The 15,803-nt window shown below is 55.4% G+C and carries 12 protein-coding genes and 1 pseudogene; 1 reads left to right on the forward strand and 12 read right to left on the reverse strand.

Annotation, left to right across the window (positions count from 1 at the left end):
• The first annotated feature begins 573 nt into the window (after positions 1-573).
• Complete coding sequence (locus tag B4967_RS04070) at positions 574-798, forward strand: hypothetical protein (RefSeq protein ID WP_083023741.1); 225 nt, start codon at positions 574-576, stop codon at positions 796-798.
• A gap of 122 nt (positions 799-920) precedes the next feature.
• On the opposite strand, the gene B4967_RS04075 is transcribed toward B4967_RS04070, so the two are convergent.
• The 12 genes and pseudogenes from B4967_RS04075 to betI all read right to left on the reverse strand — a co-directional run bounded on the left by B4967_RS04075 (position 921) and on the right by betI (position 15,675).
• A complete protein-coding gene (locus tag B4967_RS04075) occupies positions 921-2,561 on the reverse strand; it encodes a glycerol-3-phosphate dehydrogenase/oxidase (RefSeq protein ID WP_083023744.1) in 1,641 nt (546 codons plus the stop codon).
• Between the two features lie 123 nt (positions 2,562-2,684).
• On the reverse strand, positions 2,685-4,424 hold the full coding sequence (locus tag B4967_RS04080; protein ID WP_083023746.1) for an ABC transporter substrate-binding protein: 1,740 nt from the start codon (positions 4,422-4,424) through the stop codon (positions 2,685-2,687).
• A gap of 82 nt (positions 4,425-4,506) precedes the next feature.
• Positions 4,507-4,779, reverse strand: a complete 273-nt coding sequence (locus B4967_RS04085) for a DUF2160 domain-containing protein (RefSeq protein ID WP_083023748.1) — start codon at positions 4,777-4,779, stop codon at positions 4,507-4,509.
• A gap of 11 nt (positions 4,780-4,790) precedes the next feature.
• Positions 4,791-5,546, reverse strand: a complete 756-nt coding sequence (locus B4967_RS04090) for a carbohydrate ABC transporter permease (RefSeq protein WP_139794400.1) — start codon at positions 5,544-5,546, stop codon at positions 4,791-4,793.
• Positions 5,449-5,685 carry a hypothetical protein gene (locus tag B4967_RS21185; protein WP_192859192.1) on the reverse strand — a complete coding sequence of 79 codons (237 nt, stop codon included), beginning with the start codon at positions 5,683-5,685 and terminating at the stop codon, positions 5,449-5,451. Before B4967_RS21185 ends, B4967_RS04090 begins: the two co-directional genes overlap by 98 nt.
• A gap of 1 nt (position 5,686) precedes the next feature.
• On the reverse strand, positions 5,687-6,574 hold the full coding sequence (locus tag B4967_RS04095) for a carbohydrate ABC transporter permease (RefSeq protein ID WP_083023750.1): 888 nt from the start codon (positions 6,572-6,574) through the stop codon (positions 5,687-5,689).
• The gene (locus tag B4967_RS04100; RefSeq protein ID WP_083023751.1) at positions 6,567-7,667 is read right to left on the reverse strand and encodes an ABC transporter ATP-binding protein; all 1,101 of its coding nucleotides are present in this window, start codon (positions 7,665-7,667) and stop codon (positions 6,567-6,569) included. The genes B4967_RS04095 and B4967_RS04100 overlap by 8 nt, the downstream gene beginning before the upstream one ends.
• The gene (locus tag B4967_RS04105; RefSeq protein ID WP_083023753.1) at positions 7,660-8,760 is read right to left on the reverse strand and encodes an ABC transporter ATP-binding protein; all 1,101 of its coding nucleotides are present in this window, start codon (positions 8,758-8,760) and stop codon (positions 7,660-7,662) included. Before B4967_RS04105 ends, B4967_RS04100 begins: the two co-directional genes overlap by 8 nt.
• 375 nt (positions 8,761-9,135) lie before the next feature.
• Positions 9,136-11,622, reverse strand: coding sequence for an acyl-CoA dehydrogenase (locus tag B4967_RS04115; RefSeq protein WP_083023757.1), 2,487 nt, complete (start codon positions 11,620-11,622; stop codon positions 9,136-9,138).
• A 192-nt stretch (positions 11,623-11,814) separates the two neighbouring features.
• Positions 11,815-13,488: a choline dehydrogenase gene (gene betA, locus B4967_RS04120; protein WP_083023759.1), complete on the reverse strand. Its 1,674-nt coding sequence runs from the start codon at positions 13,486-13,488 to the stop codon at positions 11,815-11,817.
• Between the two features lie 99 nt (positions 13,489-13,587).
• Positions 13,588-15,057: a betaine-aldehyde dehydrogenase gene (gene betB / locus B4967_RS04125; RefSeq protein WP_083023761.1), complete on the reverse strand. Its 1,470-nt coding sequence runs from the start codon at positions 15,055-15,057 to the stop codon at positions 13,588-13,590.
• Positions 15,058-15,067: 10 nt separating this feature from the next.
• Positions 15,068-15,675 (reverse strand): annotated as a pseudogene (gene betI / locus B4967_RS04130) (transcriptional regulator BetI).
• Positions 15,676-15,803: the final 128 nt, after the last annotated feature.

Consider the following 15,803-nt stretch of genomic DNA (forward strand, 5'->3'; position numbering starts at 1 on the left):
GGAGGCGACTCCCCTTCCTACTTGATGTTGTTGTCTAGTGTCGCTATCGCCCTTAGTCGTATGGATGTATCGTTATTTAGGTGTAAAATTCACTCGCTTTTTAATTTCTTCGCGAGTCTCTACTTTTTATCACTTCGTTAGCAGTCTCGCTTCTTATGTTTGATCTCTGTTAAAACAGTCGTTTAACTTCCTTCCTGAAAGTAATCATCACCAATACCGCTTTTGACGCCGTGATGTAGTCAAACTACAACCCCACCTGCGGCCAATGATGCATTGTGAGCATAGCGTCTGTCACCCATAGTGAAGTCATGGATCAGGGCGGTGTTTTGTTATCCCGATATGCCGAACTGCTTCTTGCTACACACCTAGGCGCTGCCGTATTACCAGGGCGCTTAAGGCGAAGGTCTTGTAACGCTTGTGACCGTTTCGCAGTTACCGAACTGGGCACTTACCCGGCCCAGCATGAGTAGCAACGTCACCATTCGTCGTTAATTAAGATGGCTGCTTGATTATTTAATAAACGAAGTTTAAACAATAGCAAGCAGCGGTTGACCATACCATGAGGGACTTAGTATGAACTGCATCGAATTGAGCCAACAAGCTGACCGTATCGCTACCTCTTTCAGTAAACGAGATTTAGCCAAGCTGGTATTGGCGCTGAAAAGCAACCGTGAGTCGCTCCAACATGCTGTCGAAGTTATTGACACCATTGATAGCCGTTCAGGCTGCACACTGGAAGAAGCATGGGATGAAGTATTAGCGGGCGACTCTCAGCTGTTAGTCGAGCACGAAGAGTAACCCTTCACTAGCTTGCTTAACACTTTTAAGCCCTCTGCTATTAAATTAGCAGAGGGCTTTTTCGTGTTTAATAAGTATGGCTAAGAGTGCTCTTTTAAGCGATTAAGGTTAATTGCATACTGTTAAGAAAGCACTTCTAAACGTGGGCGGGAGGTATCACGGTTCTCTTCAAAGTAAGTAGCAAAGCGCTCCTCTGCGGCATCACCAAATAGCACGCGACACGCCTCTTTAAGACCAGCGGATTGGCGCAACTGCTCATGGTGAACGACCAGTGACACTTTTGCCCGTCGGCGCAGGAAGTCCTCAAGCTGGGTGATCATCTCGTGATCTCGGGCGTGCTCCAACTCGCAGCGGATGTACTCAGTGCCCTCAATAAGAATATCGGCTTCGGATGGGTCTTGGCGGATTTTTTCCAGCATAGGCATGGCCTGTTCGGCGTAGCGTCGCCAAAGCCGCGAGGAGAGTGGCTCTGAGGACGTCGTAGCCGTCATCGCATCCAGGTTCATCCGCTTGGCTTGATCCATAAACTGCTGTTTGACTGCTTCGGGCGGCTCGCCGTACCAAAGGAAGTTCGGGTCGGTTAACGTAACGCCTAGCCGCTTAACTTCATCAGCAATTTCATCGCCTACATTAAGGCAGTCTGTCAGTTTGCCGCCAAAGATGCTGATATGCGCGCTCTCTGGGTTGGTATCGATCACGTGTTTGCGCGATAGCTGCAAGAAATCCCGGTCGCTGCCCTGATCGGCTTTAATGGCCAAGGGGCGTACGCCGCAGCGGGTAGAGATAATATCGTCTTGGGTCAGCGGTTTGTCGAGCGTTAGGCGTTTGTTGATGTTTTCCAAAACGAACGCGATATCGTCAGCCGTGACATCCACTTCAGGATGCTCCATATGAGTATCGGTGGTGCCGATGCACGTACGGTTACCCATTGGAATTACGAAGAACAGCCGCCCGTCATCCGCAAAAAAAGCCAGCACCCGCTTGGTATCTGTCAGCTGCGGCACGATGAGGTGAATGCCTTTGGAGTAAAGGTGCTGGTGGGTGGTTTTTTGCCCGGTGAGCGCATTGTGTTGGTCAACCCAGGGGCCAGCGGCGTTAATCAGCACTTTAGAGCGGATGTTGAACGTGCTGCCATCCATCACGTTGCGCGCCTTAGTGACCCAGATGTCGCCCTCGCGCTCAGCGCCCAATGACTCAACGTAGTTAGCGGCCACGGCACCGTAGTTCAGCGCATGGCGTACAAAATTAAACACAAAGCGGGCGTCGTTATCGTGCAGGTAAGCATCAGAGTATTCAAACCCGCCAACGGCACCGTTGAGATCAATAATCGGTTCTTCTTGCTTGATCTTTTTAGGCGAGAGCAAGCGCGGCAGCTTCGTAAAACCGTTGCCCATCAGCCAGTAGAGCCAGGTGCCCGCCCACAAATAGCGTGGAGAGTGGCGGAAACCTTTAGTAATTGTGGTGAGAAAACGAATTTCTTGAACGGTAGAGGGGTAGCTTTTTATTAAGTGATTGCGGCTTTTACAGAGCTTGCGCACCAGTGCAAAGTCTTTGCTTTCCATGTATTTAATGCCGCCCCAAACCACGTTTGAGGAGTGCATGCTGGTACTGCCAGCAAAGTCGCCACGATCAATCAGGGCCACTTTGGCACCTTTGCCCGCTAAGGCGGCGGCGGTTGCTGCACCATTGATGCCGCCACCGATAATCAGTGCGTCAAAGTCATCAGTGTGCAATTTCTCGACATTACGGTTACGCAGTTTCATAGCGGTTCCAATTAATTAAGAAAAAGCCCCATGTTGGTGTGTGGTCTCAAGCAGTGAAGAACGCCATGCGGACCCGCTGATGACACCAGTATAATGGGCGGGCTTTCGCCCGCCCGGCAGGTATTAGCGGGTACCGGCCGCCATCCATGCTTCCATCATTTCATCGTAAGGAACGGTGGTTCCCTGCGGCATTTCATCGTCAAGCTTCGGCTTCGGTGAACCTTCCTGATCAAGCCAGTACTGCGGGTCGCGCTCTTCGTTCAGCACTGGGGCATAGCTGTCGAAGACGTTGGCGCGGGCCAAGCGGTTCATGGTGTTGTCCATATCGGCCGCGAGCTTATCAAGACCTTCTTGCGGCGTGACTTCGCCACTCATGACCGGAGCTAGGTTCTGCCACCACAGCGGGGCCATACGTGGGTAGTCAGGTACGTTGGTACCGGTAGGCGTCCAGTTAGACTCGTTCGGGCTGCGGTAGAATTCCACCAAACCGCCCAGTTTGGGTGCCATTTCGGTCATCTGCTCAGAGAAAATGTCAGACTCGCGAATCGGCGTCAGGCCAGCCATCAGTTTTTCCAGCGAGGTGGTTTTCGCTACGGTGAACTGGGCAAATAGCCAAGCAGCGGTGCGGCGGTCTTCAGGTGTGGAGTCGAAGAACGTCCAAGCGCCTACGTCCTGATAACCGACTTTCATACCTTCTTCCCAGTACGGGCCGGTGGGGGAAGGTGCCATGCGCCACAATGGATTGCCTTCATCGTCAGTCACAGCAACAGACGGGTCGGTCATATCGGCGGTAAAGGCGGTATACCAGAAGATTTGCTGAGCGATGTGGCCTTGGGCGGGCACGGGGCCAGCTTCACCAAAGGTCATGCCCTGTGCTTCAGGTGGCGCGAAGTCACGCAGCCAATCCACGGCTTTCTGCATCGCAAACACAGAGGCGGGGGAGTTGGTAGCACCACCACGGCTAACGCTTGCGCCGACCGGCTGGCTATCTTCGTTGACACGAATACCCCAGTCATCCACCGGGTTACCGGAAGGTACGCCGGGGCTGCCCATACCTGCCATGGAGAGCCAGGAGTCATGGAAGCGCCAACCAAGCGACGGGTCGCGACGGCCGTAGTCCATGTGTCCGTAAACTTTGGTACCGTCGATTTCACCGACATGCTCGGTAAAGAACTCGGCGATATCTTCATAGGCAGTCCAGTTGGTGGGCACGCCTAGGTCATAGCCGTAAATTTCACGGAACTGCTCTTGCAGGTCTTCACGTTGGAACCAGTCATAGCGGAACCAGTACAGGTTGGCGAACTGCTGGGTAGGCAGTTGATAGAGACTGCCATCCGGGCCGGTGCCGTACTGCAGGCCGATGAAGTCGTCTAGATCCAGAGTAGGCAGGGTGTAATCCGCCCACTCATTTTCCATGGCTTGGCTTAGGTTGATGGTAGTACCGTAGCGAATATGGGTGCCGATGGAGTCAGTGTCGTTTACAAAACCGTCGTAGATGCTGTTGCCCGACTGCATCTGGTTCTGCATGGTATCAACCACATCGCCTTCGCCAATAATGTTGTGGGTGATATTAATGCCGGTCAGCTCGCTAAACGCAGGGGCGAGCACTTCGCTTTCGTACACGTGGGTGGTCAAGCCCTCGGCCACGGTCTGAATATCCATTCCGCGGAAAGGTTCGGCAGCCTTGGCAAACCAGAGCAGCTCTTCAATCTGCTCTTCACGGCTGAGCGTCGAGTCCTGGAAGTGTTCATCCACCAAGCGCTCGGCGATTGCCCTTGCGTCATGGTCATCTGCCATCAGGCTCCCCGAGGCGAGCATGAGGCTAGCGGCGAGGGTAGTGAGTTTGAACTTGTTATTACGCATGTTGACCTCGTTTTGTTGTGCTCTTCCTTGATAACGTGAGCGTCCTTGATACCGCCGTACATCCGCTGAGTGGGCCGTTGGCCTAACCCCAGCGCATCAACACCAGCAGCCATACCGCTGATAGTGCCAGTGCTATCCAGATGGATAGCGTAGTGAAGCCAATAACACCCAGGTGAATAAACGCGGCGGAAAGCAGGCCGATAAACAGCCGGTCGCCACGAGTAGTGCTAATCGGTAAAAAGCCTTTACGTTCGATGGTGGGCGATAAAATCTCCCACAGCGTCATCCCTGCTAGCATCGCTGCAATGGATGAAAAGAAAATGGCAGTCGGGGTAGTCCATACCATCCAAGTCATGGCGGTGCTCCTTAGGTGCGGCCCAGGGCGAAGCCCTTGGCGATATGGTTACGAACGAAGTAGACCACCAAAATGCCTGGCACGATGGTGAGTACACCCGCGGCGGCAAGCGTGCCCCAATCAATGCCCGAAGCGGTGGAGGTCCGTGTCATGATCATGCCGATCGGTTGAGCGTCGGTGGCGGTCAGCGTGCGTGCCAGCAGCAGCTCTACCCAAGAGAACATAAACAGGAAGAACAGCGTGACGCCGATACCGGAGCGGATCATAGGAATGAAAATCTTGATAAAGAAGCGCGGAAAGCTGTAGCCGTCGATATACGCTGTCTCATCAATCTCCTTTGGCACGCTGCTCATAAAGCCTTCCAGAATCCAGATGGCCAGCGGAATATTAAACAGGCAGTGGGCCAGGGCCACGGCAATGTGGGTATCAAACAGGCCTACTGAGTAGTAGAGCTGGAAGTAGGGCAGCAGAAACACCGCAGGCGGTGCCATTAAGTTGGTGAGCAGCCAGAAGAACAGGTGTTTGTCGCCAATGAAACGGTAGCGGCTGAACGCATAGGCGGCAGGCAGCGCCACGCAAATCGTGATCAGCATGTTGAGCGCCACATACAGCATTGAGTTCACATAGCCCATGTACCAGCTGGAGTTAGTGAAAATGCCGATGTAGTTATCAAACGTCAGGTTTTTGGGCCATAACGTCATGGAACCCAGAATCTCGCTGTTGGTCTGCAGCGACATATTGATCAGCCAATAAATTGGCAGGATCATCAGGAACAGGTACAGCCCCAACAGAAACCGCGAGCGAAAGCGGCTGCGCGCATTGCGGTTTACGGCGCTGTGCCGGGGTGGTTCTGCTAAATATGGTGTTGTACTTCTCGCCCTGCTGGGCGTTATCTAAGCGGTACATATCATGCTCCCCCGTGCGGGTTCTTATCTTTTTGCATGTGCATGATGGTGGTGTAGAACACCCAGCTCACGAGCAAAATAACCAGGAAGTAGATGATCGAGAACGCGGCAGAGGGCCCCAGATCCTGCTGGCCGATCGCCATAGTCGCGAGTGACTGGCTCAGGAAGGTGGTGGAGCTACCCGGGCCGCCGCCGGTCAGTACAAAGTGCTCGGCGTAAATCATGAACGAGTGCATAAAGCGCAGCAGCACCGCAATGACCAGTACGTTAGTGAGTTTGGGAAGCTGGATGTAGCGGAAGATAGCCCATTTAGAGGCACGATCGATACGCGCGGCTTGGTAGTAAGCCTCGGGAATCGAACGCAGGCCGCTGTAGCAGAGCATGGCCACCAGCGGAGTCCAGTGCCAAACGTCCATCCCGATACTGGTTGCCCAGGCATCGCCCGAATTACGGGTAATGTTGTAGTTGATCCCTAGCTCCCGCAGACCGTAGCCCATGAGGCCGATATCGCCACGGGTGAAGATTTGCCAAATACTGCCCACCACGTTCCATGGAATGAGCAGCGGCAGGGTAATCAAGATCAAGACAGCTGAGGCCTGCCAGCCGCGTTTAGGCATAATTAGCGCAATGCCGATGCCTAAAGGCACTTGGATGGCGAGAATGGTCAGGGAAAACAGAATCTGGCGCACGAACGCGTCGCGCAGCGCAGAGTCGTTCAGAATGCTGTGGAACCACTCGGTGCCGGTGAAGAAGCGGGCATTAGGGCCCAGCACGTCCTGAACCGAGTAGTTGACCACGGTCATCAAGGGGATGATGGCCGAAAAAGCCACCAGTACCAGCATGGGAAGTACCAGCAGCCATGCGCGGTTATTGAGTACTTTATTATTCATGGCCGATCTCCACTAGGTATTCATCGACGTAGAGCGCGATGTGCTGATCGGAAAACACTGCATGGGCAGCGTCACCTACCGGCGCGTGACCTTCAGGCAGGCGCGCTTTGAACAACTGGCCGTTCAAGGTAAAGCTCAGCAGCGAGTAGGTCCCCAAGTCCTGCAGGTTGACCACTTCAATCGGTACGCTGTTTGGCTCCGGCGAGTTGCTGACCGTAATGAACTCCGGACGAATGCCAAGCTTGATATTGCTGGAGCCTGCGGCGGCCACGCTGCGGCTAACGGCCTCATTCACCGGTAGCGGCAGCTCGCCAAACATCACTTTGCCCGCTTGGTGAGAGACGCTCAGAAAGTTCATTCCTGGGCTGCCAATGAAGTAACCCACGAAGGTATGCGCCGGTTTTTCAAAAAGCTCCCGTGGCGTGCCGAATTGCACCACCTGACCGTCGTACATCACCGCAATTTTGTCGGCGAAAGTAGACGCCTCAAGCTGGTCATGGGTGACGTAGATCATGGTGATATTGAAGCGCTCATGAATCTCTTTGAGCTTACGGCGCAGCTTCCACTTGAGCTGCGGTTCTATCACTGTCAAGGGTTCGTCAAACAGGATCGCGGAGACATCAACGCGGACTAGCCCGCGGCCCATAGAGACCTTCTGCTTCTCATCGGCGGTGGGGGTTTTGGCTTTCCGAGAGAGTAGTGGCGTGAGATCGAGGATATCGGCAATTTCCCGAACTTTAGGGTCGACCTTGTACTCTGGGGTGTTCATGTTACGCAGCGGGAAAGCCAGGTTGTCGTACACCGTCATGGTGTCGTAGATCACCGGGAACTGGAACACCTGGGCAATATTACGCTCTTCCGGCGGCAGCTCGTTCACGCGGTGGCCATCGAACAGCACGTCGCCTTCTGAAGGCTCCAGCAGACCGGAAATGATGTTCAACAGAGTTGATTTACCGCAGCCCGACGGGCCGAGCAGTGCATAAGCGCCGCCCTGGTGCCACACGTGGTCCATCTGACGAATCGCGTAATCGCTATGGCTGCTAGGGGTTTTGCTGTAGCTGTGTGCCAAGCCTTTTAAGGTAATCTCAGCCATGGGCAACGCTCCCTTGAGCAGAAGAGGGGATATGCACGGTGCTGCCCTGTTTATCAAAGGCGTACAGCTGATGCGTCGGGAAGTAGACGTTAATCGCGTCGTTCACGTGAAACTCATGGATACCTGCCAAGTGAAGCACCAGCGGGAAGCGTTCATGACGCACGTGCAAAAACGTTTCGGAACCGCTGATTTCCGCAACGTCGACCAGTACCGGCAGTTCTAGATCATCGGCAGACTGAGGTTTAAGGGTGATATGCGAGGCGCGTACGCCAAAGTCGTAATCGCCCGGTGTGAGCCGCTGAAGGCCGGGGTCGCAGGGGAAGTGCAGCGACTGGTCGAAAGTGATTTCCGTCGCGGTCAGCTTTCCGGGCACGATATTGATCGGCGGTTCGGAGAACATCTCGGCGCTATGACGACCGTTGGGCTCACGGTACACCTGTTCGGTGGGGCCGTACTGCAGTAGCTTGCCTTCATGCAGTACCGCCGTATTGCCGCCTAGAGCAAGCGCCTCGTTGGGTTCGGTGGTGGCGTAAACGGCAATACAGTTGCGCGCCTTAAACAGCTCGCGTAGCTCATCGCGTAGCTCTTCGCGCAGTTTGTAATCCAGGTTCACTAGCGGTTCGTCGAACAGAATCAGGTCGGCATCTTTGACTAGCGCCCGGCCCATGGCGGTGCGCTGCTGCTGCCCCCCTGAGAGCTCTTGGGGGTAGCGGTCGAGCAGATGTTCGATATGCAGCATTTCAGCAATACTGCCAACACGGCGGTCAATTTCCTGTTGAGGCGTGTTGGCCAGCTTTAAAGGGGAGGCGATATTGTCGCGAACCGTCATGCTTGGGTAGTTGATGAACTGCTGGTAGACCATGGATACGTTGCGTTTGCGAACCGAAACGCCGGTGACATCTTTGCCGTCCATGAAGATACGCCCGCGGGTGGGCTGCTCTAAGCCTGCCATTAGACGCATGAGCGTGGTTTTACCCGCCAACGTGCGTCCCAGCAATACGTTAAAGGAACCGGGTTCCAATTCGAGGTTAACCCCACTGATATGGGACTGACCCCCGACGACGTGGTCGATATTTTGCAAATGTAAGGACATGCCGATCTCGCTAGCGTCGTTGTTATTGATAGGTGGTATCGATAAATGGCGTAGTGCGCTGATCGCGAGGGAGGGTGGCTGGCCGTACTTATTGGGCGTTTATTGTGTGGCAACCAACCCGTGCGATATTTTCATTGACGAAAGGCTAGTTGATCATTTGCGAACTTGCAACGCTTTTGATGGCCGTTTGTATTCGCTTTTAGGCGTAGAAAAGAGCAAAAAAGCGATTTTTCAAACGGCTGACAAAACGGTGTGGTGCGCCATGAGTGGCTCTGGGAGTCGCGCATGTTCGTTTGCTTCGTTTTAGAACATAGAAAGAGGGCAAAAAAAACCGGCCCAGAAAGGGCCGGTAGGTTGGGAGGTGTCGGGAGTAGGCTACTTGACGCTGGTTTCTGTTGGCGAAGAGGCCTTGGCCGGTGCCGCGTTATGGTCAATCAGCGTCGACTTATCGTTGGCAAAGGCGTCGTAGGCAAAGTCATCGACGGTCAGCATTTCTAGCACTTCGGCTTCAAACGTGCGCATAAAGGCGGCGTCTTCTTCATTGATCAAGCCTTTTTCAAGCGCTGCCTCTACCCGTGCTTCGGGGTGGAGTGCCGTTTGCGGCAGTTCCCCTTTGGTATAGGCCTTGTTCACCGTGCGGTAAATCACTTCCGCGCGTTCATAATCCCCTAGCAGAGCGTTATAGCGGGCCAGCGGATTGCTAACGGTGCCGTCATCTTTGTCCCAGGTGTTGGCAAGCAGCTTGCTACGCAGCGCGCTATGGGTAGACACCCGCTGGGCAATGTCGCGGGCCAAGTCATCGTGGGGTTTGTTCCAGCGGCGGCCGGTGGGCATCACCACAACTTTCAATACTTTACCCAGCGCACGGTTTGGCAGGTTGTCAAAAATCTCAACAAAGGCCTGCTCTGCGCGGTTTAGCAGGAACTGCATGCTGTAATGCAGTAGGGCTTCTTCGCCTTCTACTTTATTGCCGTTATGCCACTGCTTGAGCACCATAGAAGCAAGGTAGAGGTTGGAAAGGATATCGCCCAGGCGAGCGGAAAGCATTTCGCGTTTTTTCAGCGTAGAGCCGAGGCTGGCCATCGCAGCATCCGCACACAGGCCGAAACCGGCGGAGAGGCGAGCGATATCTTGGGCATAACCGACAGCGGGGCCGCTAAACGGAACGCTCGGTTTGCCAAGGCCTAGTCCTAGCGTGAAGGCGCGCGCCGCGTTGCCAAAGATTAAGCCTGCATGGCCGAAGAAGGCCTTATCGAAGGCTTTCACATCGTTGGCATCTTTGGCAGCCAGCTCTTCCAGCACGTAAGGATGGCAACGAATCGCGCCCTGACCAAAGATCATCAGGTTGCGGGTCATGATGTTCGCGCCTTCAACGGTAATGGCCACTGGGTTAGCGCTATAGCCAATACCCAGATAGTTACGCGGGCCAAGCGTCACTGCTTTACCACCGTGCACGTCCATCGCATCGCTAAGCAGTACGCGCTGGAACTCGGTTAGTTGGCTTTTCAGGATGGCAGAGGGTACCGCTGGCTTTTCGCCATGGTCGATCAGGTTGGCGGTTTGGTACACCGTGGCTGCCGAAATGTAGGCCAATGACGCCATGCGGGCCAGAGGCTCTTGCACGCCTTCCATCTCGGCCACCGGTACGTTGAACTGACGACGCACGCGGGTAAAACCGCCGCTCCAACCCAGTGCATAGCGCGCGGTGCCGGTGGCACCGGAGGGCAGCGTGATGCAGCGGCCAATCGAGAGACACTCCACCAGCATACGCCAGCCTTGGCCGATCATATCCGGGCCACCGATAATGGTGTCCAGCGGTACGAACACGTCTTTACCCTTAATCGGGCCGTTCATAAACGGGCTGCCAATCGGGTGGTGGCGACGGCCAATGTCCATACCCTGAGTATCCCGGGGGATCAGCGCCAGGGTAATGCCGCGATCTTCTTCATCGCCCAGCAGCTTTTCCGGGTCGAAAAGGCGGAATGCTAGGCCAACAACCGTAGCGATGGGGGAAAGGGTAATCCAGCGCTTCTCAAAGTTGAGTCGCACGCCCACCACTTCTTCACCGTCAATGACTTGTTTGCATACCACACCGGTATCCGGCAGTGAGGTCGCGTCAGAACCCGCGCGGGGGCCGGTGAGGCCGAAGCAGGGAATTTCGCGGCCATCGGCCAGGCGGGGCAGGTAGTGGTCTTTCTGCTCTTGGGTGCCGTACTTCAGCAGCAGTTCGCCTGGGCCGAGAGAGTTGGGCACGCCTACAGGCACCATCAGGGTTTCGTTGGCGGAGAGCTTCTGCAGCACCATGGATTGCGCCTTGGCAGAGAAGCCCAAACCGCCGTACTCCTTCGGAATAATCATGCCGAAGAAGCCTTCTTTTTTCAGGTAGTCCCACAGCTCTTGGGGCAGGTCGGCGCGCTCACGGGCGATATCCCAGGCGTTGCACATGCCAGCGGCTTTTGAGCATTGGTTGTCTAAAAACGCCTGCTCTTCGTCACTTAGGCCGTCGTCTTTGAAGTCGAGCAGCGATTGCCACTGGGGCTTACCTGAGAAAAGCTCTCCATCCCAGGAAACGCTGCCCGCTTCCAGCGCGGTGCGCTCGGTAGCCGATACTTTCGGCGCTACCTTTTTGAAAGTGGCAAAAATACGCGGGGTTAGCCATTTGCTGCGCAGTGCAGGCAGGCCCGCCACGGCTACTGCGGCGGCGGCAATGAGTAGCAACGTGCCTATGATCGGTGCGCCTAACACTACGCCAATTAAGCCCAGTACGCCTAGTAGGGCAAGGGCAGCGGTGGCACCTGCCTCGCGGCGCATCACCACGAGCAAGCCCGCAACGGCCAGCACGATAAGTAGTAAGGTGAGCATGGGGGGATCTCCGTGGATGGTTATTAATGAACGTATTTAAACGTATGTTTGAATATTCGCAGAGACGCCTGTCTAAGTGCAAGCATTTCACCGTTATACGTTCGCTATATACGCTTTACTGTAGCGCAGTTGGGGCATAAAAAAACGCCATGGCGCTAGGCCATGGCGTTTTATCAAAGGCGAGTGTGTCACTTACGCCTGCTTTGCCGGTGCTCCGTTAGCAACGTAGTACTCAACGTTAGCGCGGGGCAGCGGCTCGCGACCCCGAATACGGTCGGCGATTTTTTCTGCCAGCATGATGGTTGGCGCGTTCAGGTTGCCGGTAGGAATGACCGGGAACAGTGAGGCATCCACCACGCGCAGCCCTTCAAGCCCATGTACGCGGCCTTGGGCGTCGGTGACGGCCATCTCGCCTTCGCCCATGCGGCAGCTACCGCAGGGGTGGTAGGCGGTTTCGGCGTGCTGCTTGACGAAGCTATCAAGCTCTTCGTCGCTCTGCACGTCTGGGCCGGGGGCGATTTCCCTGCCTCGGTATTGATCAAACGCAGGTTGGGCGATGATCTCACGGGTTAAGCGAATCGCATCGCGGAACTCTTCCCAATCTTTCTCTTTGGCCATGTAGTTGAACAGAATGCTCGGTGCCGCGTGGGGGTCTTTGGACGTCAGACGAATACGACCACGACTTTCTGAACGCATGGAACCTACGTGGGCCTGGAAGCCATGCGCTTGAACGGCACTCTTGCCGTTGTAGCTAATGGCGATAGGCAGGAAGTGGTACTGCAGGTTCGGCCACTCCTCTTCATCACGGCTGCGAATAAAGCCACAGGACTCAAACTGGTTGCTGGCACCCACGCCGGTGCCGTTAAACAGCCATTCGGCACCAATTTTCGGCTGGTTGTACCACTTCAGCGCCGGGTAGAGGGAAATAGGCTCTTTGCACTCGTACTGAATGTACATTTCCAGGTGGTCTTGCAGATTTTCACCGACGCCGGGTAGGTCGTGCACCACGGGAATGCCCAGCTCTTTCAGCCACTCCGAATTACCGACGCCTGAGCGCTGGAGAATCTGCGGTGAGGCAATTGCGCCGCCACACAGCAATACTTCACGGCGTGCGCGTGCCTGCTGGGGCTGGCCTTTCTGCTCGTAGCGTACGCCGACGGCGCGCTTACCATCGAACTCAATGACATCGGTGACGGCGTGAGTTTCGATGGTTAAATTGCTGCGCTGTTTGGCAGTGTCCAGGTAGCCACGGGCAGTAGAGGCGCGGCGGCCCTTCGGCGTTACAAAGCGGTCCATGGGGCCGAAGCCTTCCTGCTGGTAGCCGTTGACGTCGTCGGTTTCCGGGTAGCCAGCCTGTTTGCCCGCTTCGATAAAGACACGGTAAAGCGGGTTGTTGCCTGCTTTGGGTGTGGTCACGCTGACCGGGCCATCGCCACCGTGGAAGTCGTTCGGGCCGATATCGCGGGTTTCGCACTTTTTGAAGTAGGGCAGGCAGCTTTGGTAGTCCCACTCTTCCAAGCCGGGCTGTTTGGCCCAGTTATCGTAATCCAGGGCATTGCCGCGGATGTAGCACATGCCGTTGATCAGCGATGAGCCGCCAAGACCCTTGCCACGGCCACACTCCATGCGACGGTTGTCCATGTGCGGTTCGGGGTCGGTTTCAAACGCCCAGTTATAGCGCTTGCCTTGCAGTGGGTAGGCCAGGGCTGCGGGCATTTGGGTACGAAAATCGAAACGATAGTCAGGGCCACCGGCTTCCAACAGCAGCACGCTGACATCGCTATCTTCGGTCAAGCGAGTGGCGAGTACGTTACCCGCAGAGCCAGCCCCGATAATAATGTAATCAAATTCACGTGGTTGAGACATCAATGTTTCTCTCATCAAGAGGGTAATAAGCGGGCACAGGTAGACAAGATGTAAAAATGCCTATCTGTGCCGCCATGTTTGAGAGTGTTGATTCAGTCGTTAAAACACTGACTCAAACGGGCCCATCTCGATCTGTACGGACTTGGTCTGGGTGTAGTGATTCAGCGTTTCCACCCCGTTTTCACGGCCAATGCCGGACTCTTTGTAGCCACCGACCGGCATCTCAGAGGGAGATTCGCCCCAGGTGTTGATCCAGCAGATGCCTGCTTCCAGCTGGTGAATCACGCGGTGCGCGCGGTTCAGGCTTTCGCTGAACACGCCCGCGGCCAGGCCGTACTTGGTGTCGTTGGCGCGGCGGATCACTTCGTCTTCGTCATCAAAGGCGAGTACTGACATCACCGGACCAAAGATCTCTTCTTTAACAACGCGCATCTCATCGGTGCAGTCGGTGAACACGGTAGGGGCAGCCCAGGCGCCTTTGGCCAATTCTCCGCTGTTCCACGCTTCGCCACCGGCCAGTACACGCGCTCCTTGCTCTTTGCCAAGCGCAATGTAAGAGAGCACTTTTTCCTGATGCTCAAAGCTCACCAGCGGGCCAAAGTTGACGCTTGGGTCCATCGGGTCGCCTGCTTTGATGCGCGCCACGCGCTCTACCAGCTTGGCCTCAAACGCCTCTTTGACGCTGCGCTCGACAAACACACGAGTGCCGTTGGTGCAGATTTGGCCGCTGGAGTAGAAGTTCGCCATCATGGCGGCATCGGCTGCGCGGTCGAGGTCGGCATCTGCAAACACGATTAGCGGTGACTTGCCGCCCAACTCCATCGTCACGTCTTTCAACGTAGAGCCACCGGCCGCTGCCATGACCTTCTTGCCTGTGCCCACTTCACCGGTGAACGAGACTTTGGCAATGCCTTCGTGTTCGGTCAGCATGGCGCCTACGCGGCCATCGCCCTGAACGACGTTAAACACACCGTCTGGCAGGCCTGCTTCGGTGAAAATTTCGGCAAGCTTAAGCGCCGTTAGCGGGGTGACTTCACTGGGCTTGAACACAATCGCATTGCCAGCGGCGAGCGCAGGAGCGGCTTTCCAGCAGGCAATTTGAATCGGATAGTTCCAGGCACCAATCGCACCAATGACACCTAGCGGCTCGCGGCGGGTGTAAACAAACGAGCTATCGCGCCAGGGAATTTGGCTGCCCTCAATCGCCGGGGCAAGGCCTGCGTAGTACTCCAGAGCATCGGCACCGGTCACGATATCGACGCTGGCGGTTTCGCTAATGGGCTTGCCGGTATTGCGGGTTTCTAGCTCAGCAAGCTCGTCATTACGCTCACGAAGAAGTGCTACGGCACGCAGCAGGATGCGTGAGCGCTCCATACCGGTCATGGCGGCCCATTCGCGCTGGCCACGCTGCGCTGCTTGAACGGCGCTGTTGACATCGGCTTGGCTCGCCTGGCCGATAGTGGCCAACAGGCTGCCGTCGTAAGGATTGGTAACGGTAAATGTTTCGCCGGAGGTGGCATCAACCGGGCGACCACCAATATAGAGGGGTTGTACGTTTTGAACGGCCATGTTGATCTCCTTAATAAAAATCGGCAGTGGATGCGTCTTGATAGCATCCGTAATGAGTCAGTAACTGGTCGAGATAGGTGTGCGCAAGATGGCGCGCTTCTGCGGCATCCAGGCCTTCGGGCGTTAATGCTCCGCGCAGCCATAAACCATCAATCATGGCGGCTAGGCCACGAGCGGCGTTGCGGGCATCGGCTCTTGGCATTACCCGTTGAAACTGATGGCAAAGATTGGCGTAAAGACGACGGTCGTTCACATACTGAAGCCGCTGAAGTACGGGCTTGTGCATGCTGCTGGCCCAGAAGGCTAACCACGTCTTAGCGGCGGGGCGGTGGCCCGGGTACGATCAAAGTTGCCTTCAATAATGGCGCCAATGTGCGCACGCGGTGAATCGTCTTCTAACGCATGGCGTCGCGCGGCCACGGCATCGCTTAGATCCGTCAAAATTTGGCGCATGGTAGCCTCAAGCAGGCCATCTTTTCCGCCAAAGTAGTGGCTAATAATGCCCGCGGAAACCCCTGCGTGTCGGGCGATGCGCATCACCGTCGCTTCGGCAAGGCCAACCTCATCAATGGCCGCCATGGTGGCCTTGATTAACTGCTGGCGGCGTATTGGTTCCATTCCCACCTTAGGCACAGCTATCTCCTAATGACGTTGAATGCCCATTGGCTCCTCACCTTGAAAAGCAGGAGTAGGCATGATTACCTGAGTATGATGGCATTTTTTTATTGAACGTTCAATCAATAAAA

This window comes from Vreelandella lionensis, assembly GCF_002087295.1.
GTDB lineage: Bacteria > Pseudomonadota > Gammaproteobacteria > Pseudomonadales > Halomonadaceae > Vreelandella > Vreelandella lionensis.